Here is a 22,442-nt window from a genome sequence, read left to right as displayed (position 1 = left end):
GCCGGGAGCCGGAGCGGACGAGAACCTCCGGCCCCTGAGCGGCTCGCCCGCCCGCCCCTTGCCTCTGCTTGACGTTCCGATAACGATCTACCGAAGACCTGCACGTATATCCATGGAACGTACATACGATCCCGCGTATGAACAGAGCTGTGAAGATCGGCCTCGCCGGTACCTGCACCGCGCTGCTCGCTCTTGGGGGAATCGGTACCTACAACATCCTGCACAGTCTGGCCTCCGGGTCCGCGGGTGACGGCAATTCCCAGGACGGGCGCGGTTTCGACCCCTCGGCGGTGGCGAGCACGCCCCCGTCGGACGCCGAGGCGCTGAAGCTGACCCGCGCGTTCCTGGACGACTGGTCCCAGCGGCACCTGGACGGCGCGGCCGGCTATACCGACGTACCGGACACCGCCGCGCAGGCGCTGCGGGGCTACGCCGACGGACTGCACCTGAAGAAGCTGTCGTTCGATCACGTCCTGTCCGCAGGGCCCTCGTCGGTGACGGCGGGAGCCACGAAGATCACCTTCGACGTCACCGCACAGGTCGCGGGCGGCACCTGGAGCTACCCGGGTGCGGTCGCGGTGCGGAAGAGCACCAACGGTGGGCTCGCGGTCCACTGGAACAACTCGGTGCTGTATCCGGGCCTCGGTGAAGGCCAGTCGCTGACCGCGGGCAAGCTGCCGGCCGGGTCCGGCGGTGCCAAGGTCGTCGCGAGCGACGGCAAGACCGACCTCTCCCGCTTCGCGTCGCTGCGGGACATCGCGACGACGATCGGCAAGAACGCGAAGGCCACCGGCGGGAGCCCCGGAACGGGCGTGGCCGTGGTCGACGACGGGGGAGCGGGCGTGAAGACGCTGAAAACCTTCGTGAAGGGGCGCCCCGCGGTCGTCAGGACCACCATCGACGCCGGTCTCCAGGCGGTGGCCGAGCGCGCGGTGAAGAACGCCCATCTCCAGCAGAAGCCCGCCGGGACCGTGGCGCTCGACTGGCGCAGCGGGCACATCCTCGCGATCGCCCACACGGGCGACGACGGCGACATCGCCATCAACGGCATCAAGTCGCCCGGCTCCACGATGAAGATCATCACTTCGGCGGCCCTCTTCGACAAGGCGGGCCTCACCCCGAACAGTCCGGCGCCGTGCACGGACTCGCTGACGGCCAACAGCCAGCTGTTCCACAACGACTCCGGCGTACGGGCCAACCCCGGCTCCTCCCTCGCCCAGGCGTTCACCGTCTCGTGCAACACCTCCTTCATCAAGGACGGTTTCCACAACCTGGTGCACGACGGCGACGCCTCCGCCCTGAACGACGAGGCGGTGAACGTCTTCGGCATGGGCAGCTGGTCCATCGGCGGCGGGGTCGCCACCACCGACCCCAGCATCCCGCCGGACGTCCAGGGCGGCGACCAAGCGGCCCAGTTCATCGGACAGGGCAAGGTCACCGCCACGCCGCTGTTCATGGCGTCCGTGGCGGCCACCGTCCGCAACGCCGGTTTCAAGCAGCCGGTCATCCTGGCGGAACAGCACCAGCAGACCGCGGCCCGGCCCATCTCCGCCCGTACGGCCGGCTATCTGCAGTCGATGATGCGCAACGTCGCCACCAGCGGCACGGCGGCTCCGCGACTGGGCGGACTGGCGGGCGTCGGCGCCAAGACCGGCACCGCGGAGGAGGGGGACCACACCAACGGCTGGCTGACCGCCTACGACTCCCGTATCTCCGTCGCTGCGCTCGTCGAGGGCGGCAGCTCGGGCGTGGACTCCGCGGGCTATGTCGTACGACAGCTGCTGACCGGCAGCTGATCCCCAACGGTCCTGGCCCGCCCGGCACTTGGGGGCGGGCCACCGGTCGGCAAAAGCAGTTGAAGCACCGCCCTGCGGTTGGGGAGGGTCTGGGGCCATGGAGTTCTTCTGCTACCACCGCGACCGGCCCGGCTCCCTGCCCCTCCGTGACGAGCTGCTGGAACGGCACTGGTCCTACATGGACCAGTACGCCAAGGAGATGATCGCCCGCGGCCCGACCCTGACCGCCGACGAGGAGACGCCCACCGGCAGTGTGCACATCCTCGACCTGCCGGACTCCGCGGCCGCGAGGGCCTTCGCCTTCGACGAACCCAACTACCAGGCCGGCGTGTACCGGGATGTGCTGCTGCGCCGGTGGCGCAACGTGCTGGGACGGACCATGTGGGACTTCCCCGGTGGCCGGGCCGGTGGCAACCGGTACCTGGTGCTCGGCCTCGGCACCGCGCGGCGGGCCGAGGCCGGCCTCGACATACCGCCGCCGGACCGGGACGAGCTGATCGCGTACGGACCGCTGCTGTCCGACGACGGCACCACCTGGCTCGGCACGGCCGCACTGCTCCGGGCGCCGGACCCGGACACGGCGCGAGCCGTCCTGGCTCCGGGGCGTTACGCGGACATCGAGGTCCACGCCTGGACGTTCGGCGGCCGTCGGTAAGGCTAGCTGCACAGACAGATGTGGGGCGGCTATGGACTCAGGCTATGCATGGCCATACAGAATGATGCATACTCTTCCTATGTCCAAGGTCCTCACTTCCCTTCCGGTCGGCGAGCGCGTCGGCATCGCCTTCTCCGGCGGCCTCGACACGTCGGTCGCCGTCGCGTGGATGCGCGACAAGGGCGCCGTCCCGTGTACCTACACCGCCGACATCGGCCAGTACGACGAACCCGACATCGCCTCGGTGCCGGGCCGTGCGGCGACCTACGGTGCCGAGATCTCGCGCCTGGTCGACTGCCGCGCGGCCCTGGTCGAGGAGGGTCTTGCCGCGCTCGCCTGCGGTGCGTTCCACATCCGTTCGGGCGGGCGTGCCTACTTCAACACCACGCCCATCGGCCGCGCCGTCACCGGCACCCTCCTGGTCCGAGCGATGCTCGAGGACGACGTGCAGATCTGGGGCGACGGCTCCACCTTCAAGGGCAACGACATCGAGCGGTTCTACCGCTACGGCCTGCTCGCCAACCCGCACCTGCGGATCTACAAGCCCTGGCTGGACTCCGACTTCGTGACCGAGCTGGGCGGCCGCAAGGAGATGTCCGAGTGGCTGCTCGTGCACGGGCTGCCGTACCGCGACAGCACCGAGAAGGCGTACTCGACCGACGCCAACATCTGGGGCGCCACCCACGAGGCCAAGACCCTGGAGCACCTGGACACCGGCGTGGAGACCGTCGAGCCGATCATGGGCGTGCGGTTCTGGGACCCCACGGTCGAGATCCCCGCCGAGGACGTGACGGTCGGCTTCGACCAGGGCCGCCCGGTGACGATCAACGGCAAGGAGTTCGCCTCGCCGGTCGAGCTGGTCATGGAGGCGAACGCCATCGGAGGCCGGCACGGCCTCGGCATGTCCGACCAGATCGAGAACCGGATCATCGAGGCCAAGAGCCGCGGCATCTACGAGGCGCCCGGCATGGCGCTGCTGCACGCCGCGTACGAGCGCCTGGTCAACGCGATCCACAACGAGGACACCCTCGCCCAGTACCACAACGAGGGCCGCAAGCTCGGCCGGCTCATGTACGAGGGCCGCTGGCTGGACCCGCAGGCGCTGATGATCCGCGAGTCGCTGCAGCGCTGGGTCGGCGCGGCGGTCACCGGCGAGGTGACGCTGCGGCTGCGGCGCGGTGAGGACTACTCGATCCTCGACACCACGGGCCCGGCGTTCAGCTACCACCCGGACAAGCTGTCCATGGAGCGGACCGAGGACTCCGCCTTCGGCCCGTCGGACCGCATCGGCCAGCTCACCATGCGCAACCTCGACATCGCCGACTCCCGTGCGCGCCTCGAGCAGTACGCGGGCCTCGGCATGGTCGGCACCGAGCACCCGGCCCTGATCGGCGCCGCCCAGGCCGCCTCCACCGGTCTGATCGGCGCCATGCCCTCCGGCGGCGCCGAGGCGATCGCCTCCCGCGGCGAGGTCTCGGAGGAGGACGAGCTGCTGGACCGCGCCGCGATGGAGTCCGGCACGGACTGACCCCGGTCACCGGCCGTACCCCCTTGGGCAGCGGGCCCCGTCGGTTCCCACCGGCGGGGCCCGTCGTCGTACGGTGCCCGGGCCGGCTCGTACCCTGAGTCCCGTGCCGTCCCCCCGCCCGCAACACGTCGCCGTCCTCGTGCTCGAAGGTGCGAAGCCGCTGGACGTCGGGATTCCCGCGCAGGTGTTCACCACGCGGGCGAGCATGCCGTACGAGGTGCGGGTCTGCGGGGCGGCGCCCGGGCTCGTCACGGGCGGGGACGGGCTGTCGTACCACGTCGCCCACGGCCTCGACGCGCTCGCGTGGGCCGACATCGTCTTCATCCCCGGATACCGGTTCCCCGACCGCGAGGACCCGCCGCGAGCCGTCGTCGACGCGCTGCTCGCCGCCCACGCCCGGGGCACACGGCTCGCCGCCATCTCGACGGGAGCCTTCGCGCTCGCGGCCACGGGCCTGCTCGACGGCAAGCGCGCGACGACGCACTGGCACTACGCGCGGGCCCTCGCGGAGAAGCACCCGCTCGTCCGGGTCGACGAGAACGTGCTCTTCGTCGACGAGGGCAGCGTACTGACATCGGCCGGCGCCGCCTCCGGCATCGATCTGTGCCTGCACATCCTGCGCAAGGACCTCGGGGTGGCCGTGTCGAACCACGCGGCGCGGCGCCTGGTGGCCGCCCCCTACCGCAGCGGGGGCCAGGCCCAGTACGTGCCGCGCAGCGTGCCCGAGCCGCTCGGCGAGCGGTTCGCCGCGACCCGCGAGTGGGCGTTGCGCCGCCTCGGCGAGCCCCTCACCCTCACCGTGCTCGCCCGGCACGCCGCGGTCTCGCCGCGCACGCTCTCCCGGCGCTTCGTCGAGGACACCGGGTACACGCCCATGCAGTGGGTGATGCGCGCCCGCATCGACCTGGCCAGGGAGCTGCTCGAACGCTCGGAGCGCAGCATCGAGCAGATCGCCGCCGACGTCGGTCTCGGCACCGGCACGAACCTGCGCACCCACTTCCAGCGGATCCTCGGCACCACCCCGAGCGAATACCGGCGCACCTTCACCCAGGGCGAGTAGCCGGCCCGCTGGCGCGATCCTTGCGAACCGTGGCGCTCTCGACACGGCCATGAGCGGACGCGGCACGCGACGCTGGTGGGGAACCGAGGGACTCGAAGGGACACCACGCATGACTCGCATAGCCATCAACGGGTTTGGCCGCATCGGACGCAATGTGCTGCGCGCACTCCTCGAACGCGACAGCGCCCTTGAGGTCGTCGCCGTGAACGACCTCACGGAGCCCGCCACCCTCGCCCGGCTGCTCGCCTACGACACCACAGCAGGCCGGCTCGGCCGCCCCGTGACCGTCGACGGGGACACCCTCGTCGTCGACGGCCGGCGCATCAAGGTCCTCGCCGAGCGCGAACCGGCCCAACTGCCGTGGGCCGCACTCGACGTGGACATCGTCCTGGAGGCGACCGGCCGCTTCACGTCGGCGAAGGCCGCACGGGCACACCTCGCCGCCGGGGCGAGGAAGGTGCTCGTCAGCGCGCCGTCCGACGGCGCCGACGTCACGCTGGCGTACGGGGTCAACACCGACGCCTACGACCCCGCCCTGCACACGATCGTCTCGAACGCCTCCTGCACCACCAATGCGCTCGCGCCGCTGGCCGCCGTGCTGGACGAACTCGCCGGGATCGAGCACGGTTTCATGACGACGGTGCACGCCTACACCCAGGAGCAGAACCTGCAGGACGGTCCGCACCGTGACGCCCGCCGTGCCCGCGCCGCCGCCGTCAACATCGTGCCGACCACGACGGGCGCGGCGAAGGCGATCGGTCTCGTGCTGCCCAACCTCGACGGCAAGCTGTCGGGCGACTCGATCCGCGTGCCCGTTCCGGTGGGCTCGATCGTCGAACTCAACACGACCGTCGCACGCGACGTGACCCGCGACGACGTGCTCGCGGCATACCGCACCGCCGCCCAGGGGCCGCTCGCCGGCATCCTCGAGTACTCGGACGACCCGCTCGTGTCGTCCGACATCACCGGCAACCCGGCCTCGTCGATCTTCGACTCGGCCCTCACCCGCGTCGACGGCCGTCACATCAAGGTGGTCGCCTGGTACGACAACGAATGGGGCTTCTCCCACCGCGTGATCGACACCCTCGAACTCCTCGCCGGGCGCTGACCGGAGCCGGGGAGCGGGCGTGGCATTCCGAGAAGACCGAGGTCAGCGGCTTGGAGTGGTGGCAGCACCCTGGGGTGCCGTAGGGAAAGCCCCCCGTCGGGTCCGGTGACTGGCAGGCTGTTCCGGCCGCAGGGGCATCCCGAGACTCGACGGCATGACGATTTCCACTCATGCCCCGGTCGCGGCCGGAGCACCGGACGCCCGTTCCCACAGGTCCGGTTCCGGAGCCGGCAGCGACTTCGCCCGGCTGAACCGGCGTATCGCCGAGGCGGGCCTGCTGAAGCGCCGCCCCGGCTACTACACCATGCGGCTCGGTCTGGTCATCGCGCTGCTGGCGGCGGGCTGGGGGGCCTTCCTCACCCTCGGAGACACCTGGTGGCAGCTGGCCGTGGCCGCCTTCCTGGCGTTGGTCTTCGGTCAAGTCGCCCTGGTCGCCCACGACTTGGCGCACCGTCAGGTCTTCCGGCGCGGCCGGCCGAGCGAGACCTGGGGTCGGCTCTTCGGCAACCTCGGGATCGGCATGAGCTACGGCTGGTGGATGAACAAGCACACCCGCCACCACGCCAACCCCAACCACGAGGAACTGGACCCGGACGTCGCCCCGGACATCCTCGTGTGGTCCAAGGCCCAGGCCCGCGACAGCCGTGGCCTGGCCCGTCTCATCGGTGGCCACCAGGCGTGGCTGTTCTTCCCGCTGCTGACCCTGGAGGGCTTCAACCTGCACGTCGCGAGCGTGCGGGCGCTGCGCTCGCCGTCCATGAAGCACCGGACGCTGGAAGGCGGCCTGCTGTTCCTGCACCTCGCGGCCTATGTGTCGGCACTGTTCCTGGTGCTCACGCCCGGCAAGGCGGTCGCGTTCCTCGCCGTGCACCAGTGCCTGTTCGGCGTCTACCTCGGCTGCACCTTCGCACCGAACCACAAGGGAATGCCCACGCTCACCGGGGACGAACGACCCGACTTCCTGCGCCGCCAGGTCCTCACCTCCCGCAACGTACGCGGTGGCCCGCTCACGGATGTCATGCTCGGAGGGCTCAACTACCAGATCGAGCACCACCTCTTCCCGAGTATGCCCACACCTCATCTGCGGCGGGCCCAGGTCATCGTGCGCGAGTACTGCGCGGAGATCGGCGTCCCGTACCACGAGACCGGCCTGATCCAGTCCTACCGCGAGGCCCTCACCCACATGCACCGGGTGGGAGAACCGATCAGGCGGCAGCGCAGGGCCGCCCGGCCATGAGGGCCCGTCTCACTCAGCCCGCGAGCAGCATCGCGGCCTCCACCACACCGAGCAGCGCGAGGTACGCCCAGGCGTAGGTGCGGTCCGGGATCCGGGGCGGGCGTCGCCGCAGCACCGCGATGACGGGCAGGGCACCGGCGAGCAGTGCCCCGGCCGCGCGGAGGTCGACCAGGCCGACCAGGTGCAGGTGTGCGTGCGCGGCGACAGCGTCCGTGCCGCTCAGGGACAGCGCGGTGGCGGGAAGGGCGATGGCGAGAGTGAGGGGATTGGCCAGTGCGGTCGCCAGACGCATCGGGTGTCCGGCGCGTCGTAGCGCGGGAACGGTCATCACACTGCCTCCCACGCCGAGGAAGGCGGCCACCGCGCCGATCGGTGCGCCGAGGACGGCGGGCAGCGGCCGGGCCGCCTCCGCCTTGCGGGTCTCCTCGACCGCTCGCTCGCGGTTCCCTCCGACCCGTCCGCCGCGGTTCTCTCCGACCTGTCCGTGTGGCCGGAGGAAGCCGGGGCGCAGCAGCAGATCGACGATGGTGACAGCGACGTAGACGACGAAGCCCCAGTGGGCCTGACCGGCCGGGGCGTGCCGGGCGGCGAGCGCACCGGCCGCGGCGCCGGCCGCCAGCAGGAGCAGCAGCGCGCCGCCGCCCCGCAGGGCGGCGAGGACACGCCGGGGTGTGACCGCCGTGGCGAACGCCGCGCTCACGAGCATGACCAGGGCCGAGGTGGCCGTCGCCACCCGCATCGCGTCCGCGCCGAGGGCCGCGTTCGCCCACACCACGACCGGGACCGCGACGAACCCGCCGCCGAACCCGAACAGGACGGTCGTCACCCCGGTGAGGAGTCCGATGCCGAGCAGTGCCAAGAGATCCACACCGCAACCTCACCAGCTCCGGCGATCTTCCCGCATGCGATGCCCGGCACCATTCCTTCGAGACTCGGCCCCTACAGTGGCCGCGTGAAGAACGTCTCCCTGGACGGCCTCGACCACGTCGACCGGGCCGTCCTGCCCATCGGCACCGACTACCCGCCCGGCCATGTGCTCGACTGGCACCGGCACCGGCGCGCGCAGTTCCTCTACGGCGCCACCGGCGTCATGGTCGTCGACACCCCCGAGGGCACCTGGACCGTCCCGCCGGAGCGAGCCGTGCTGATACCGGCCACCACCCGGCACCGGGTCCGCATGCTGGAGGTCAGCACCCGGAGCCTGTACATCGAACCGGACGCCGTACCGTGGTGGCCTGCCACCTGCACGGTCGTGGACGTACCGGCACTGCTGCGCGAACTGCTGCTGGCCGCCGTCGAGTTCGAGGCCGACTACAGCCTCTCCGGGCGGGAGGGCTGCGTCGTGGCGCTTCTCCTGCACGAGATCGCCGCACTCACCCCGCTCCCGTTCCATGTCGCGATCCCCGCCGCCCCCGACCTGGCGGCGATCTGCCGTGAGTACCTCGCCGCCCCGGACGCCGGCGTCACCAACACGGCATGGGCCGCGCGGACGGCCCTGAGCGAACGGGCCTTCACCCGGCGTTTCCGGGCCGAGACCGGGGAGAGCCCGGCTGTCTGGCGCACCCGTGCGCGTCTGCTCGCCGCCCTTCCGCTGCTGCGTACGGCGTCCGTCACCGAGGTCTCCGGCCGTCTCGGCTATGCCTCACCCGCCGCACTGACCGCCGCCTTCACCCGCGCCTTCGGCATGCCCCCGTCGCGCTTCACCACGGGCCAACGCAACGTCGGCTGACCGCAAGCCCGTTCATCCCGTGGAGACGGACACCCGGTCACCAGGCGCCCTCCAACAGCCGTGTCACCGCCGCCACCTCCGGCGTACGAGGGTTGGGGTACGGCCGGGCCGCGACCCGCTCGGCGACGGCCCGCAGCCCCTCGCGCGGCACCCCGAGGGCGCGCAGTGTGGTCGGACCGGTGTGGCCGTGGGCCAGGCCGCCGACGACCCCCACCGGATCGCCGCCAGTGATCCGCTCCAGCCGGGCGGCGGCCTTCGGCGCGGCCGGCAGGTTGAAGGCGAGGACGTGCGGGAGCAGCAGCGCGTGCAGCTCGGCGTGCGGGAGGTCGAAGGTGCCGCCGAGGGCGTGGGCGAGCTGGTGGTGCAGGCCCATGCGGGTCCGGGCCAGGCAGAGACCGGCCAGCCAGGCGGACTGCTGGAGGCGTGCGCGGCCCGCAAGGCCCGCAGGGTCGGTGAGCACCTCGGGGAGCACGGTGAGGATGCCGTCGGCGGCCTCGGTCGCCAGGGCGTCGCTCGCGGCGCTCGCGTCGGGCGCCCACAGCGCCTCCACCGCATGGGCGAGGGCGTTCAGGGCGCTGGTCAGGGTGAGACCGGGCGGCATGCCGAGGGTCAGCTCGGGGTCGTAGACGACGGTGCCCGGTGCGATGGCCGGATCGCGGCGGGTCGTCTTCACGCCGTCCTTCGTCTCGCCCAGCACGGGCGTCACCTCGGAGCCCGCGTAGGTCGTGGGCACGGCCACCTGGGGCAGCCCGGTGCGCACCGACAGCGCCTTGGCCAGGCCGACGGCCGAACCGCCCCCGAGGGCCACCACGCTGTCGGCGTCCGCCTTCCGCAGCAGTTCCAGCGCCTCTTCGGTGACCGCGACCGGGGTGTGCACGACGGGCCGGTCGAAACGCGCCGCCAGACGGGGGCCGAGGGCCCGGGCCAGTTCGCCGGCGGCCGCCCGGGCCGAACCCGTGGCGACGAGCAGCACCCGGCCGGAGCCGAGCCGCTCGGTCTCCTCGGGGACGGCATGACGGGCACCGGCGCCCACGAGGATCCGGGAGGGCAGTGTCTCGTGGACGGTCACATGTCCGGTGCCGGCGTCGTGGGGAAGGGTCACGGCTGTGCGCCTCGCCGGACGGTGACGGGGAAGTCGACGTGACGGAAGGGGTTGGGCAGCCCGTGCGCGGCGGCCCGGGCGGGGTCGTCGACCAGGGCGAAGTCCCGGACCAGGCTTTCTTTGACGCCGAAGACGGCGTCGGAGTCCAGGTACGGCGAGCCGTCGACGAAGAGGTGCGTGGTCAGGGTGCGGATGCCGGGCGCGGAGACCTCGACGTGGATGTGCGCGGCGCGGTTCGGATGGCGTCCGCCGGCCTTCAGCAGGCGGCCGACCGGCCCGTCGGAGGGGATGGGGTAGTAGCGCGGCACGATGGTACGGAACCAGAACCTGCCGTCCTGGTCCGCGGCGAACAGGCCGCGCAGATTCCGTTCCGGGACCTCGCCGGGCCGCTGGACGTCGTAGAAGCCGTCCGCGTCGGCCTGCCACACGTCGACGCGCGCGCCCGCGACAGGACGGCCGTCGCCGTGCGTGACCCGTCCGGTGACCAGGCACGGCTCGCCGCCCTGCCCGGCCTCGTCGATGCTGTCGCCGAGGGCGCGCGGCGGCGAGTCGACCAGGTGGAAGGGGCCCTCCACGGTCGACTCGGTGAACTGCCCGTCGGCCGGCTGGTTCAGCGTCTCGACCAGCATCGACACACCCAGCACATCGGACAGCAGGATGAACTCCTGCCGGGTGTCGTCGCACTTCTGGCCGGTCCCGGTGAGAAAGCGGATGCCCGCCGCCCATTCCTCGGCGGTGAGTCCGACGTCCTTGACGAAGGCGTGGGTGTGCCGCACCAGGGAGGTGAGGATCTCCTTCAGCCGCTCGTCGCTCGCGCCGGCGAAACTCGCGGCGACGATCTCCGCGGAGCGCTCCGCCTCGAACAGCCCCGGCAGCGGGGCCGTGCCGGACTCCTGGGGAAGTTCGGTCATCTCTCCTGCTTCCTGTGCGTGGCGGTTACGGCAGGACCGGCGCAACGCGGCGCGACCGGGATCAGTATGAACGCCGAGACGCCGAGCCCACCGGACGTCGTCGTACGCTGCTCAGCCCGACGGCGTGACCAGCCCCGTCTCATACGCGGTGATCACCAGCTGCACCCGGTCCCGGGCGTCGAGCTTGGTGAGCAGCCGGGAGACGTGGGACTTGGCCGTGGCCACCGTGATGCACAGGTCCTGCGCGATCTCGGTGTTGGACCGCCCGCGCCCGATCAGGGTCAGCACTTCCCGTTCCCGCTCGGTGATGCCCTCGACCCGGCGGGCGGAGCGCTCCGGAGCGGCCGGGCGGCGCTCGACGAAGTCCGCGATCAGACGGCGTGTCACACTCGGCGCGATCAGTGCGTCGCCGGCGGCGACCACCCGGATCGCGGTGAGGATGTCGTCCAGCGCCATGTCCTTGACGGCGAAGCCGCTGGCGCCGGCCCGGAGCGCGCCGTAGACGTGGTCGTCCTCGTCGAAGGTGGTGAGGATGAGCACGCGGGTCGGCAGGGAGGCCGCCGTGATGCGGCGCGTGGCCTCGATGCCGTCCATGCCGGGCATCCTGATGTCCATGACCACGACGTCGGGGCTGCTCTCCCGGGCCAGCCGGATGGCCTCCACGCCGGTGGCGGCCTCGCCGACGACCTCCAGGTCGGGGTGATCGGCCATGAGGACCCGCAGACCGGACCGTACCAGCGGCTGGTCGTCGGCGAGGACGACCCGGACCCTCATCGGGTCACCGGCCCGCTGCCGACGGGCTCGGGCAGTGGGAGTCGGGCCGCCACCCGGAAGCCGCCCTCGGGACGTGGTCCGGCGCTGAACCGGCCGTGCAGCAGGGCCGCCCGTTCCCGCATGCCGATGAGGCCGAAGCCGTGGGCCGGGCCGTCCCCGGCGACGCCGCGCCCGTCGTCGACGACCTCCACCGACAGCTCCTCGTTCCCATAGTCGAGGCCCACCGTGCAGCGCCCGGTGCCCGCATGGCGGACCACGTTGGTCAGTGCCTCCTGAACGATACGGTAGGCCGACAGATCGACGTCGGCCGGCAGGGGCCGCCGCTCCCCGCTGATGCGCACCTCGACCCGTACCCCGGCGTCCGCCGTTGCCGCGGCCAGCCGTTCGATGTCCGCGAGACCCGGCGCGGGCGCGGGCGGCGCCTGTTCGCCCGTCGCCGGGTCCGGCTCGGCCCGACGGAGTGCCACCAGGGTGCGGCGCAGGCCGGACAGGGTCTGCCTGCTGGTGGTCTCGATGGCGTGCAGGGCTTCGCGGGCCGCGTCGGGCTGGGTGTGGATGACCCGGCTGCCGACCCCGGCCTGGATGGCGATGATGCCGACACTGTGCGCGATGACGTCGTGCAACTCCCGTGCGATCCGCAGCCGTTCGGCGGTGACGGCCTCGGCCACCTCCTGCGCGCGTAGTGCCACCGCGTGCTCGCGCCGCTCGCGGCCCAGCAGCCCGGACATGCAGGACGCCGCCATCGTCAGGAGGCCGATCACACCGTCGACGACCAGGAAGTCCGGGCCGTGTGCGAAGAGGCCGATCGTCACCGACTGCACGATGAAGGCGAGGGACACGGCGACGACCGAGACCCGGCGCCCGCAGGTGGCGACGATGTACCCCAGCACGAGGTCCGCTGCCAGGTACGACAGGAACCGGCCCTGATGGGACAGGGTCAGGCTCGCAGGGGTGGTGTCAGCGGGGACGACCACCACGGCGGTGGCACCGAGAAGCGCCAGGACCAGAGCCGTCAGCGGCCTCCGTCGCAGCACCCCGACGAGCAGGCTCACCGCCGGCAGCGATCCGACGGCGAGCAAGGAACCTGTGTTCCGGGGCGCGTTCGTCACCAGCACCAGCAGCAGGAAGACATACAGCAGAGCCCCCGCCCAGGCCGTGACCGTCGCTCGCGTCACCGCCGGTACGCCTTTTCCGGCGCGGACGTCGCGCCGCGCCGGACGTGCGGGCAGCCGGGTGATCGGTGTCGTGGTCATGCCGCGAGACTAACCAGGCGCCCGGGCGCACGGCATCGGCCCGGGGACGTACACCCGTGGGCCAATGCGCCGGACACATTGCCGCCCACGGCCCCATGCCCGCACGGGGCATGCTCCGCCACCGTGGTCGCCGTGATCGAAGTCAACGAACTCACCAAGCGCTACGGCGACAAGACGGCCGTCGAGGAACTGACCTTCACCGTCCGGCCGGGCCGGGTCACCGGCTTCCTCGGCCCCAACGGGGCGGGCAAGACCACCACCTTGAGGATGATCCTCGGCCTGGACCGGCCCACCGGCGGCACCGCCACGGTCGGGAAGGCCGACTTCCGTGGCCATCCGCGTGGTCTACGGCACGTCGGCGCGCTCCTGGACGCCACCCGGGTCCACGGCGGACGCAGCGCGGCGACCCATCTGTCCGCCCTGGCCCGCAGCAACGGCATCCCGGCGCGCCGGGTCGAGGAGGTGCTGGAGGAGGTCGGGCTGGCCGAGGTCGCGCGGCGGCGCATCGGCGGTTTCTCGCTCGGCATGAAGCAACGGCTCGGCATCGCCGCCGCCTTGCTCGGCGATCCCCCCGTGCTGATGTTCGACGAGCCGATCAACGGCATGGACCCGGAAGGTGTGCTCTGGGTACGGCGCCTCTTCCGCCGCCTGGCCGCCGAGGGACGCACGGTCTTCCTCTCCAGCCACCTGATGTCGGAGATGGAGAGCACCGCCGACCAACTCGTCGTCATCGGCCGGGGCCGGCTGATCGCCGCCGAGTCGCTCGCGGACTTCGCGGCCCGCAGCACGCGTGGCAGCGTCCTGGTGGGCAGCCCGCGGGCCGCGGAGCTGGCGGCGGTCCTGTCCACCGCCGGCGCGTCGGTCGAGCCGATGGAACTGTCCGGCGCCGGGAAACTCACCGTGACCGGGCTGCCCGCGGACCGGATCGGAGCACTCGCCCTGGAACACCGGATCCCGCTCGACGAACTGACCACGAGAACGGCCTCACTGGAGGAGGCGTTCATGGAACTCACCGCCGACAGCGTCGAATACCTGGCAGGACAGCCCCGATGACCACACTCACCGCCCCCTCGCCCGCCCGCTTCGGCGATCTGATCGCCTCCGAGTGGATCAAAACACGGTCCCTGCGCTCCACTTGGTGGACGATCGCACTCACCAGCCTGTTCGTCATCGGTTCCGCCGCCGTTGCGGCACTGGCGGACTCCCGCCTTCTCGCTGCCGCAGCCACGACCGGGCACCGGCCCGCCGACTTCCGGCCCTTCGACGCCTGTCCGCCGGCCGGTTACATGACGCTGATGCTCGTCGCCGGCAGTGTCGGGGCCATCACGATCGTGAGCGAGTACAGCAGCGGCCTGATCCGCACCACCACCGTGGCGGTCCCCGCCCGCGGCTCGGTGGTACTGGCCAAGGCGACCGTCACCGCCGCGCTGTGGACCGCCGTCGGCACGGCCGTCTCCACCGGTTCCTTCCTCGTCTCCCAGGCCATCCTGAACGGACAGCACGCGGGAGTCTCGATCACGCACCCGGATGTGCCCAGGGCGCTCGTGGCATCCGCACTGCTGGCCCCGGTCTGCGCACTGACCGGGCTCGGCCTCGGCACCCTGATCCGGCACAGCGCCGCGACCATGGCCACCTGCGCCTTCACCCTGCTGATGCTGCCCACGGTCTTCTCGCAGGGCAAACGGTGGTCCGCCGACATCCGCCACGCCATGCTCTTCAGCGCCTGGCAACGCCTGGTCCAGAACTGGCAACCGGATCCCGGCTCCCGCATGTTCACGGCCACGGTCTCCGGCTCCTGGATCGCATACGGGCTCTGGCCCCTGATCGCCGTCACCGTGGCAGTGCTGGTCGTCAGGAAACGGGACGTGTGACAGCCGACCCGCCCGGACGACTTCCTGGTCGACCCGGAGGAATACGGACGCGGTTCCTACTCCTGATCCGGCAGCTCGGCCCGCCTCAAGTCCCCCCTCGGGTCCGACCGTCTCCGCCCCGCGGCGGAGACGGTCGGACCGGGCGGACGAGGCGCCGGCACGCCTCCCCGGACCAGCATGTTCGCCATGGCCAGAACTACGACGACTCCTCCGTCCCACGTCTCCGTCCGGGTGCGCCGCGCCGCCCACGCCATCGCCTGGTGCGCGGCGCCCTCGGGCCTGTGGCGCCTTGCCATGGCGTCCGGCATCTACGTGGGCTACAGCGACAAGGTGCTGCGCGACGTCTACGCCATACCGGGGTGGGGAGTTGCGTACGTCGTCGGCCTGTCGCTCCTGACCGAGCTGGCCGCGCTGTTCCCCCTGCTGCTCGTCCGCGACCGGCGACCGCGACACCCCCGCGCGCTGGCACGGCTGGCCTGGACGGCATCGGCCGTGACGATCCTGGTGGCACTGTGGCAGGTGGTGGCTGCCTTCACCGTGGACAACCGGACGTACCTGGCGGGCGGCACACCGCGCATCGTATGGGCCCTCGCCTACGCCCCGCTCCTCGCGGTGCCGGTTCTGCTGACGGCGGTGACCTGGTCGTACACCCGGCGGCTCCGGGCCGAGGGCTAGCCGGCGGCTCCGGGCCGGGGGATGGCCAAGGGGCAAGGACGGCACGACCGCTACCGTCGTCGACTCGCGCCCGATTCTGGATGATCTCTTACCGGTGTCTTCACGGCCGCCGGTGGTCCGGTGCGTACGGTTGCCGTCGTAGCTGGTCGTCGGCCGTGGCGGCCTCTGATCAGGTGTGGGGGAGCGGATGACGGCTGGTCGCCGTGCGGTGCTGGCTGCCCTGGCGGGAGGACTGCTCGCCGGTTGCGCGGGCCCGAAGAACGGCAGCGGCGCCCCCGCCTCCTCCGCCGCGCCGGGGACGGGCGCGGGGACAGCGGCCCCACCGACTCCCGGCTCCGTTCCCTCGGCCACACCCTCCGCCACGCACCCTCCCGTCACCCGCGCGGATATCGTGGCCCGCTACGGGCGCAGCATGCCGCACACGTGGGGCTTCGACGCCCCCGGCGTGGTGCACTCCCTGCCGCGCACGACGCGCGACATCGCGCTGACCTTCGACGCGTGCGGCGGCCCGGGCGGCAGCGGCTACGACCGGGCGCTCATCGAGTTCCTCCGCGCACGGCACGTTCCGGCGACCCTGTTCATCAACTCCCGCTGGATCGACGCCAACCCGGCGGAGTTCCACCGACTGGCCGCCGATCCGCTCTTCGAGATCGCCAACCACGGCACCCGGCACCGCCCGCTGTCGGTCACGGGTCGTTCCGCGTACGGCATTCCCGGCACCCGTGGCGCCGGCGAGGTGTACGACGAGATCGCCGGCAACCAGGCCAAGCTGACCCGCCTGCTGGGCGCCCCGCCCCGCTTCTTCCGCTCCGGTACCGCCTACTGCGACGACGTCGCGGCGCGGATCGTCACCGACCTCGGAGAACGCTTCGTCAGCTTCTCCGTCAACGGCGACGGCGGCGCCACCTTCACCGCCGAGCAGGTCCACACCACCGTGGCCTCCGCGCGGGCCGGTTCCATCGTCCTGTGTCACATGAACCACCCCGAAGGCGGCACCGCCCGGGGCATCGCAGGCGCCGTCCCGCACCTGCTGGCCGGCGGCCACCGCTTCGTCCGTCTCTCGGACGCCCTGCACCGCGCCTGACGCGCCTGCGGGCAGTTCGCGCGTCCCACCACTCGTCACCGCGTCCACCTCGGAGAACAATGTGTCCCAGAGGCAGACCGGCCGCCGGGAGGCGTCATGAGCACATCAGCTGAGCCACGAGTCTCCGGCCTTGAGGTCCGGTCCATCGACTACGTCCCCCTGGACGAGCGGCACGGCAAGCTATGGCATCTGGGCCCGCTGTGGTTCATGTCCAACGCGCAGATCGCCACCCTGGCCGTGGGACTGACCAGCATCACCGAGGGCGGCAACCTGATCTGGTCGCTGCTGGCCATCGTGGCCGGCACCGTCATCGGCACCTTCTTCATGGCCTTCCACTCGGCGCAGGGACCCCAGCTCGGCCTGCCGCAGATGATCCAGTCGCGCCCCCAGTTCGGCTATGTCGGCGCCCTCCTGGTGTGGCTCTTCGCCTATGTCCAGTACGCGGGGTTCAACGTCTTCAACAGCGTCCTCGCCGCCGACTCCCTGCACACCACCCTGCACGGCAACGCCAAGCTGTGGGTGGTCGTGGTGACCGTGGTCGCGCTCGTCGTCGCGCTGGTGGGCTACGACATCATCCACAAGGCCGAGCGGATCCTGACGTACACCTTCCTGATCGTCTTCGGGATCTTCACCGTCGGAGTCCTCGTCACCCTGCACTACCCGGCGGGCTCCTTCGACCTCGGCGGCTTCAAGTGGACCCCATTCCTCGCCCAGTTCGGCGTGGTGGCCGGCTACCAGATCAGCTGGGCCATCTACGTCTCCGACTACTCGCGCTATCTCCCGCCGGACGTGACGGTCCGCAAGACCTTCTACTGGACGTACTTCGGCTCCGCGCTCGGCGGCATCTGGCTGATGGTCCTCGGCACGCTGCTCGCCGCCTGGGCGGGCAAGGACTTCGAGACGATCAAGTCCATCAACGCCGCCGGCGACAAGGTGTTCAGCGGCTTCGGCGCGATCGTGCTGCTGTTCGCCGCCCTGGGCCTGGTGTCCGTCACCGCACTGAACATGTACGGCGGTTCGCTGACCCTCATCAGCGGCATCGACTCGTTCAAGCGGGTGCGCCCGACCCTGGGCGTACGCCTGCTGACCATCGGACTGACCGCGGCGCTGTCCCTGGTCGGCGCACTGGCCGCGACCACGAACTTCCTCGAGAACTTCAACAACTTCCTGCTGCTGGTGCTCTACCTGTTCATCCCGTGGACCGCGGTGAACCTCATGGACTACTACGTCGTGCGCCGCGGACACTACGCCATCGCCGAGATCTTCAACCCGCGCGGCATCTACGGCCGTTGGGGCTGGCACGGCATCATCTCCTACCTGGTCGGCTTCGCCGTCATGGTCCCCTTCTTCTCCGTCGGCACCCTGTACGTCGGCCCCGCCGCCAAGGCGCTGGACGGAGCCGACATCTCCCTGTTCATCGGCCTCCCCGTCTCCGCGCTGCTGTACTGGTGGCTGACCCGTTCGATCGACGTGGCGGCCGAGACACGCGTGGCGCTGGCCGAGGCGGAGGCGCTGGAGCAGGCCGCACACGAGCACCGCGAGCCCTGAATCGCGAGACTCTACGACACGTGGGTGCGCAGGGCGACCGCGCGCCGGAGCGCGTCCCGGCAGGCGAGGACCGCGGGGTGCCGGCTGCCGCCGCGGCGTACGACGGTGTGGATCCGGCGGGTGCGCCGGCCGCGGGGGAGCCGGCGCAGAGCCACGGTGGCAGGCCTGCCGTCCCAGACGAGAGCGGGAAGGAAGGCGGCGGCATGTCCCTGCTCCACGAGGCGCAGGTGGAGCAGGAGATCGGTGGTCTCGAAGCGCACATCGGGTTCGAAGCCGGCGTTGCGGCACAGCGTCATGGACCAGTGCCGCGCGGCCGTGCCTTCGGGCTCCAGCACCCAGGGATGCCGGGCGAGCGAGCGCAGAGCACCCAACGTGCCGCGGGCGACCGGCTTTCCGGCCGGTTCGGGCAGCGCGAGGTGCAAACATTCGCTGGACCGATCGTAGGACGACATCGGACCCTGTTCCTGTGTCCGAGAACGCCGTCTCCCCCCTCCCGGCGCTGCCCTGGTCCGTGCACCCCGGTGCCCGCACCTGGCGATGCGCGCCCGCGCCCGCCGAGGTGCGCACCTTCCACGCCGGGCTGCCCGGCTACGCGCCCACGCCCTTGACCGAACTCCCGCCCCTCGCGGCGGAGTTGGAGGTGGGTCGGGTCTTCGTGAAGGACGAGTCGGACCGTCTGGGCCTGCCCGCGTTCAAGGCGCTCGGCGCATCCTGGGCGGTTCACCGCGTCCTCGTGGAGCGGGCCGCTGGCGCCACGGAGCCGGGCCCGGTCACCCTGGTGACCGCCACCGACGGCAACCACGGCCGCGCTGTGGCCCGCATGGCCCGCCTGCACGGACAGCGCGCCCACGTCTTCGTCCCGCGGGGAGTACATCCGCGGGCCATCGCGGCGATCGCCGGCGAAGGGGCGGACGTCACCGAGGTTCCGGGGGCGTACGACGAGGCTGTCCGCCGTGCGGCCGGGGCGGCGGCCGGACCGGGGGCGGTCCTGGTCCAGGACAGCGCGTGGCCGGGCTATGAGCGGATCCCGGGGTGGATCGTCGAGGGGTACTCCACCCTCTGCGCCGAGATCGACGAGCAACTGGCGGTCCGCGGCGTGGCCGAAGGCCCCGATCTGGTCTCCGTACCGGTGGGCGTGGGCTCACTGGCCCAAGCCGTCATCAGCCACTACCGCAGCCGCCACCCCGGACGCGCTCCGGCGCTGCTGGCCGTGGAGCCGGAGGCCGCGGCCTGTGTACTCGCCGGCCTCATCCGGGGCGAGTTGGTCACCGTCAGCACCCGGGAGACCACCATGGCCGGGCTCAACTGCGGCACCCCATCCAGCCTGGCCTGGCCCTACCTGCGCGGCGGACTGGACGCCGCCGTCGCCGTCCCCGACTCCGCCGCCGACCGCGCGGCCGCACGCCTCGCGGCCCTCGGTGTCTCCTCGGGGCCCTGCGGCGCGGCCTCACTCGCCGGCCTCCGCGCCGCGCTCACCGGCCCCGGCGCGGACGAGCGTCGTAGGGCACTGGGACTCGACGCGACCTCGGTCGTCGTACTGCTGAACACCGAGGGAGCGGCCGCCAATCCCCGCCACACGGCCGGTCGGTGAACATGCGAGACCTGAAAGCTCTCCGGAGGAGGGCCGTGGCATGATGACCCATCTCGCGGCCGCGATCCGCGTCCTCGGCCTGCTGACCATCGTGCCCGGCCCCGACATGGCGGTCGTCACCCGCCGGGCGCTGGCGTCCGGCGGCGCGGACGCGCTCGCCGCGGCACCGGCGGCCTGGACGGAGACAGGCACTCCGAAGGCGGCCGGGAGCGCGTGGCGGACGGGGCTGATCAGCAACGTGCTCAATCCGAAGATCGCCGTCTTCTACACCGGTCTGCTCGCCCCGCCGCACCTGCCGGCCGCCTGGGCCATGGCCCTCCTCGTCGTCGCGACCACGGCCGGCTGAACAAACGCATCCGGAGAAGGCTAATAAATACGACAAACGGGTACCTTCTGTAACAGTGGTCGCAGGCGGCACTCGACTGTCGTCACGGCGAGCGTCGGCTGCTGGTCCTCCGCCCTGGTCGAAGGGATGCCGGTCATGAACGAGGACACGAGGAGCCTCCACCCGGAGCAGCCCCCCCGCGCAGACCCCGCGCCCGGCGCCGTGGGGCGACCCGGCCCCGCTGGGCCTGGCCGGCTTCGCTCTGACGACCTTGCTGCTCTCGATCGTCAACACCAACCTGCTGAAGGAGAACGGCGCCATCGTGCCGGTGCTGGGCCTGGCGCTGTTCTACGGCGGCCTCGCCCAGTTCGCCGCGGGCCTGTTCGAGTTCCGCCGCGGCAACACCTTCGGCGCCACCGTGTTCGTCTCGTACGCCGCCTTCTGGATGACCTACTGGTGGATCGCGCCGCGCCTGGCGTACGCCGGTGACACCCACAACGCGCTCGGTCTGTTCCTGCTCGGGTGGGCGATCTTCACCGCCTACATGGCCGCCGCGGCGCTCCGTGTCAGCCTCGCCGTGCTGATGGTGCTGGCCCTGCTCACGCTCACCTACCTCTTCCTGGCCATCGGCGCCTTCCAGACCGGCGCGCAGCCGCACGCGATGACCCAGGTGGGCGGTTGGTTCGGCATCGCCACGGGACTCGTCGCCTGGTACACCTCGGCGGCGACCGTGATCAACGAGACCCACGGCCGCACCGTGCTGCCCGTGGGGCCGCGCCCGCCCGGCACGGCCCCGCCGGTACGGGACGAGCGGCCCGCCTGACCGGCCGCCGGACCGGACTGGTGGGCGGCTTCCGCACGGTGGCTTCTGCGGAGCGGCGCCGTCCCGGCCCGCTGGAGCAGCTCCCGCACAGAGGGCGCCCGGAGCCAGCCGGTCCCGGCTCTCGCCGGGCGGCAGCCGACCGGGACAATCCTCGTCATGAACGACGACATGGATGACGCCGAGAGCCGACTGGCCAGGATCGAGCGGCTGCTGGAGAGCGGCGAGCGCGAACTGGTCCCCGCCTGGCGCCGGGCGACCCATGGCGAGCCGCGCTGGACGGTGACGGCGGTGATCCTGGCGGCCGTCGCCCTGCAGCTGAGCCTGCCGCACCGCCTCATCCTGCTCCACCCCGTCTGGGCCCTGCCCGCACTGGAGTTGCTGCTGCTGGCCGGACTGATCGCGGGCAATCCCCGGCGAGTGGAGCCCCATACCCGGTTGCTGCGGTATCTGGGTCTGGCCCTGACCGGAGTCATCAGCCTGGCCAACGGGTGGGCGGCGGTCCGGCTCGTGGGGGACCTGGTGAACGGCAAAGGGGGAGACAGAGCGGTCCCGCTCCTGCTCACCGGTGGTGTCATCTGGGTGACGAACGTCATCGTGTTCGCCCTGTGGTACTGGGAATGGGACCGGGGCGGCCCCATGGCCCGGGTCCGGGGGCAGCACCGGTACGCCGACTTCCTCTTCGTACAGATGCAGAGTCCGGACGTGGCGCCGCCCGACTGGGAACCGGCGTTGCCGGACTACCTCTACCTGTCCTTCACCAACGCCACCGCCTTCAGCCCGACCGATGTCATGCCGCTGTCCCGGTGGGCGAAGATGCTGATGATGCTGCAGTCCTCGGTGTCCCTGGTGACGGTGGTCCTCGTGGTCGCCCGGGCGGTCAACATCCTGAAATGATGCAGGTGGAGCAGGCCGGCGGCCCCGAGCAGGGACCCGGTGGCGCAGTAGGCCTCCAGGTCTCCAGATCGTCCGGATGGCCGGCCATGCGCTCGATGGCGGCCACGCCGTGGTTGTCGAGCAAGGCTCGCACAGGTGCCTCGGCCGGCAACGCCAGGGCGCCCAGGTCGGCGTAGCGGACGACCGGTTCCGCCCGCCGGTGAAGCGGAGGCACGTACGGTTCCCGCCAGGACCGCTCGGGGCTCTCCACGGCACCGATGCCCGCCCGCACGCCCGCCGGAAACCGATGGCGAGCCGGTCCAGCAGTACTTCGTCCAGCGGATTCGCCGGGCCGGGACGCTCCAGCCACACCGTGCCGATCTCCTCCCCGTCGAGGACGACTGGCGTGGTGCTGGAGGCCGGTGCGACGCGGATGGTCCGCCGCGTGCCGCGGAGCCGGATCCCCGCCCATACGAACGGGCCCTGTCCACGCAGGAGG

General features: G+C 71.6%; 21 protein-coding genes and 1 pseudogene. 16 read left to right on the top strand and 6 right to left on the bottom strand.

Annotation, left to right across the window (positions count from 1 at the left end):
- Positions 1–137: 137 nt before the first annotated feature.
- From ACWC0C_RS09990 to ACWC0C_RS09965, 6 genes are all read left to right on the top strand, one after another.
- Entirely contained in the window at positions 138–1,796 is a 1,659-nt protein-coding gene (locus tag ACWC0C_RS09990; RefSeq protein ID WP_450863003.1) for a penicillin-binding transpeptidase domain-containing protein, read from the top strand.
- A 97-nt stretch (positions 1,797–1,893) separates the two neighbouring features.
- Entirely contained in the window at positions 1,894–2,451 is a 558-nt protein-coding gene (locus ACWC0C_RS09985; protein ID WP_450863002.1) for a YciI family protein, read from the top strand.
- A 79-nt stretch (positions 2,452–2,530) separates the two neighbouring features.
- Positions 2,531–3,979, top strand: a complete 1,449-nt coding sequence (gene argG, locus ACWC0C_RS09980) for an argininosuccinate synthase (protein ID WP_450863001.1) — start codon at positions 2,531–2,533, stop codon at positions 3,977–3,979.
- A 103-nt stretch (positions 3,980–4,082) separates the two neighbouring features.
- Complete coding sequence (locus ACWC0C_RS09975; protein ID WP_449194240.1) at positions 4,083–5,039, top strand: GlxA family transcriptional regulator; 957 nt, start codon at positions 4,083–4,085, stop codon at positions 5,037–5,039.
- A gap of 109 nt (positions 5,040–5,148) precedes the next feature.
- The gene (gene gap / locus ACWC0C_RS09970) at positions 5,149–6,147 is read left to right on the top strand and encodes a type I glyceraldehyde-3-phosphate dehydrogenase (RefSeq protein ID WP_450862999.1); all 999 of its coding nucleotides are present in this window, start codon (positions 5,149–5,151) and stop codon (positions 6,145–6,147) included.
- Positions 6,148–6,301: 154 nt separating this feature from the next.
- On the top strand, positions 6,302–7,384 hold the full coding sequence (locus tag ACWC0C_RS09965) for a fatty acid desaturase family protein (RefSeq protein ID WP_450862998.1): 1,083 nt from the start codon (positions 6,302–6,304) through the stop codon (positions 7,382–7,384).
- A 13-nt stretch (positions 7,385–7,397) separates the two neighbouring features.
- Here ACWC0C_RS09965 and ACWC0C_RS09960 read toward each other — a convergent pair whose 3' ends face one another.
- On the bottom strand, positions 7,398–8,252 hold the full coding sequence (locus ACWC0C_RS09960) for a TSUP family transporter (protein ID WP_450862997.1): 855 nt from the start codon (positions 8,250–8,252) through the stop codon (positions 7,398–7,400).
- An 84-nt stretch (positions 8,253–8,336) separates the two neighbouring features.
- Here ACWC0C_RS09960 and ACWC0C_RS09955 point away from each other — a divergent pair, with 84 nt between their 5' ends.
- A complete protein-coding gene (locus ACWC0C_RS09955; RefSeq protein WP_450862995.1) occupies positions 8,337–9,113 on the top strand; it encodes an AraC family transcriptional regulator in 777 nt (258 codons plus the stop codon).
- A 37-nt stretch (positions 9,114–9,150) separates the two neighbouring features.
- Here the strand turns inward: ACWC0C_RS09955 and ACWC0C_RS09950 are convergent, their stop codons facing one another.
- The 4 genes from ACWC0C_RS09950 to ACWC0C_RS09935 form a co-directional block, all read right to left on the bottom strand.
- A complete protein-coding gene (locus ACWC0C_RS09950) occupies positions 9,151–10,215 on the bottom strand; it encodes a maleylacetate reductase (protein ID WP_449194245.1) in 1,065 nt (354 codons plus the stop codon).
- Positions 10,212–11,126, bottom strand: a complete 915-nt coding sequence (locus ACWC0C_RS09945) for a dioxygenase family protein (RefSeq protein ID WP_450862993.1) — start codon at positions 11,124–11,126, stop codon at positions 10,212–10,214. The genes ACWC0C_RS09950 and ACWC0C_RS09945 overlap by 4 nt, the downstream gene beginning before the upstream one ends.
- A gap of 111 nt (positions 11,127–11,237) precedes the next feature.
- A complete protein-coding gene (locus tag ACWC0C_RS09940; protein WP_450862992.1) occupies positions 11,238–11,900 on the bottom strand; it encodes a response regulator in 663 nt (220 codons plus the stop codon).
- Positions 11,897–13,153 carry a sensor histidine kinase gene (locus tag ACWC0C_RS09935; protein WP_450862990.1) on the bottom strand — a complete coding sequence of 419 codons (1,257 nt, stop codon included), beginning with the start codon at positions 13,151–13,153 and terminating at the stop codon, positions 11,897–11,899. The genes ACWC0C_RS09940 and ACWC0C_RS09935 overlap by 4 nt, the downstream gene beginning before the upstream one ends.
- 132 nt (positions 13,154–13,285) lie before the next feature.
- On the opposite strand from ACWC0C_RS09935, the gene ACWC0C_RS09930 reads away from it, so the two are divergent.
- From ACWC0C_RS09930 to ACWC0C_RS09910, 5 genes are all read left to right on the top strand, one after another.
- Positions 13,286–14,206: an ABC transporter ATP-binding protein gene (locus ACWC0C_RS09930; RefSeq protein ID WP_450862988.1), complete on the top strand. Its 921-nt coding sequence runs from the start codon at positions 13,286–13,288 to the stop codon at positions 14,204–14,206.
- Positions 14,203–15,024, top strand: a complete 822-nt coding sequence (locus ACWC0C_RS09925; protein ID WP_450862987.1) for an ABC transporter permease — start codon at positions 14,203–14,205, stop codon at positions 15,022–15,024. Before ACWC0C_RS09930 ends, ACWC0C_RS09925 begins: the two co-directional genes overlap by 4 nt.
- Before the next feature lie 186 nt (positions 15,025–15,210).
- Complete coding sequence (locus ACWC0C_RS09920) at positions 15,211–15,699, top strand: hypothetical protein (protein ID WP_450862985.1); 489 nt, start codon at positions 15,211–15,213, stop codon at positions 15,697–15,699.
- Positions 15,700–15,886: 187 nt separating this feature from the next.
- On the top strand, positions 15,887–16,783 hold the full coding sequence (locus ACWC0C_RS09915) for a polysaccharide deacetylase family protein (protein ID WP_450862983.1): 897 nt from the start codon (positions 15,887–15,889) through the stop codon (positions 16,781–16,783).
- Positions 16,784–16,879: 96 nt separating this feature from the next.
- Complete coding sequence (locus ACWC0C_RS09910; RefSeq protein ID WP_449201893.1) at positions 16,880–18,331, top strand: purine-cytosine permease family protein; 1,452 nt, start codon at positions 16,880–16,882, stop codon at positions 18,329–18,331.
- A gap of 11 nt (positions 18,332–18,342) precedes the next feature.
- On the opposite strand, the gene ACWC0C_RS09905 is transcribed toward ACWC0C_RS09910, so the two are convergent.
- Positions 18,343–18,783 carry a LysR substrate-binding domain-containing protein gene (locus ACWC0C_RS09905; RefSeq protein WP_450862981.1) on the bottom strand — a complete coding sequence of 147 codons (441 nt, stop codon included), beginning with the start codon at positions 18,781–18,783 and terminating at the stop codon, positions 18,343–18,345.
- Between the two features lie 14 nt (positions 18,784–18,797).
- On the opposite strand from ACWC0C_RS09905, the gene ACWC0C_RS09900 reads away from it, so the two are divergent.
- The 4 genes and pseudogenes from ACWC0C_RS09900 to ACWC0C_RS09885 all read left to right on the top strand — a co-directional run bounded on the left by ACWC0C_RS09900 (position 18,798) and on the right by ACWC0C_RS09885 (position 21,964).
- Positions 18,798–19,922, top strand: coding sequence for a diaminopropionate ammonia-lyase (locus ACWC0C_RS09900; RefSeq protein ID WP_450862979.1), 1,125 nt, complete (start codon positions 18,798–18,800; stop codon positions 19,920–19,922).
- Between the two features lie 40 nt (positions 19,923–19,962).
- Complete coding sequence (locus ACWC0C_RS09895) at positions 19,963–20,268, top strand: hypothetical protein (RefSeq protein WP_450862977.1); 306 nt, start codon at positions 19,963–19,965, stop codon at positions 20,266–20,268.
- 184 nt (positions 20,269–20,452) lie between these two features.
- Positions 20,453–21,070: pseudogene (locus ACWC0C_RS09890) on the top strand (acetate uptake transporter); the annotation flags it as partial.
- Between the two features lie 156 nt (positions 21,071–21,226).
- Positions 21,227–21,964, top strand: a complete 738-nt coding sequence (locus tag ACWC0C_RS09885; RefSeq protein ID WP_450862975.1) for a hypothetical protein — start codon at positions 21,227–21,229, stop codon at positions 21,962–21,964.
- The last annotated feature ends 478 nt before the right edge of the window (positions 21,965–22,442 follow it).

This window comes from Streptomyces sp. NPDC001709, assembly GCF_053596375.1.
This window is presented reverse-complemented; position numbering and strand designations above follow the sequence as displayed.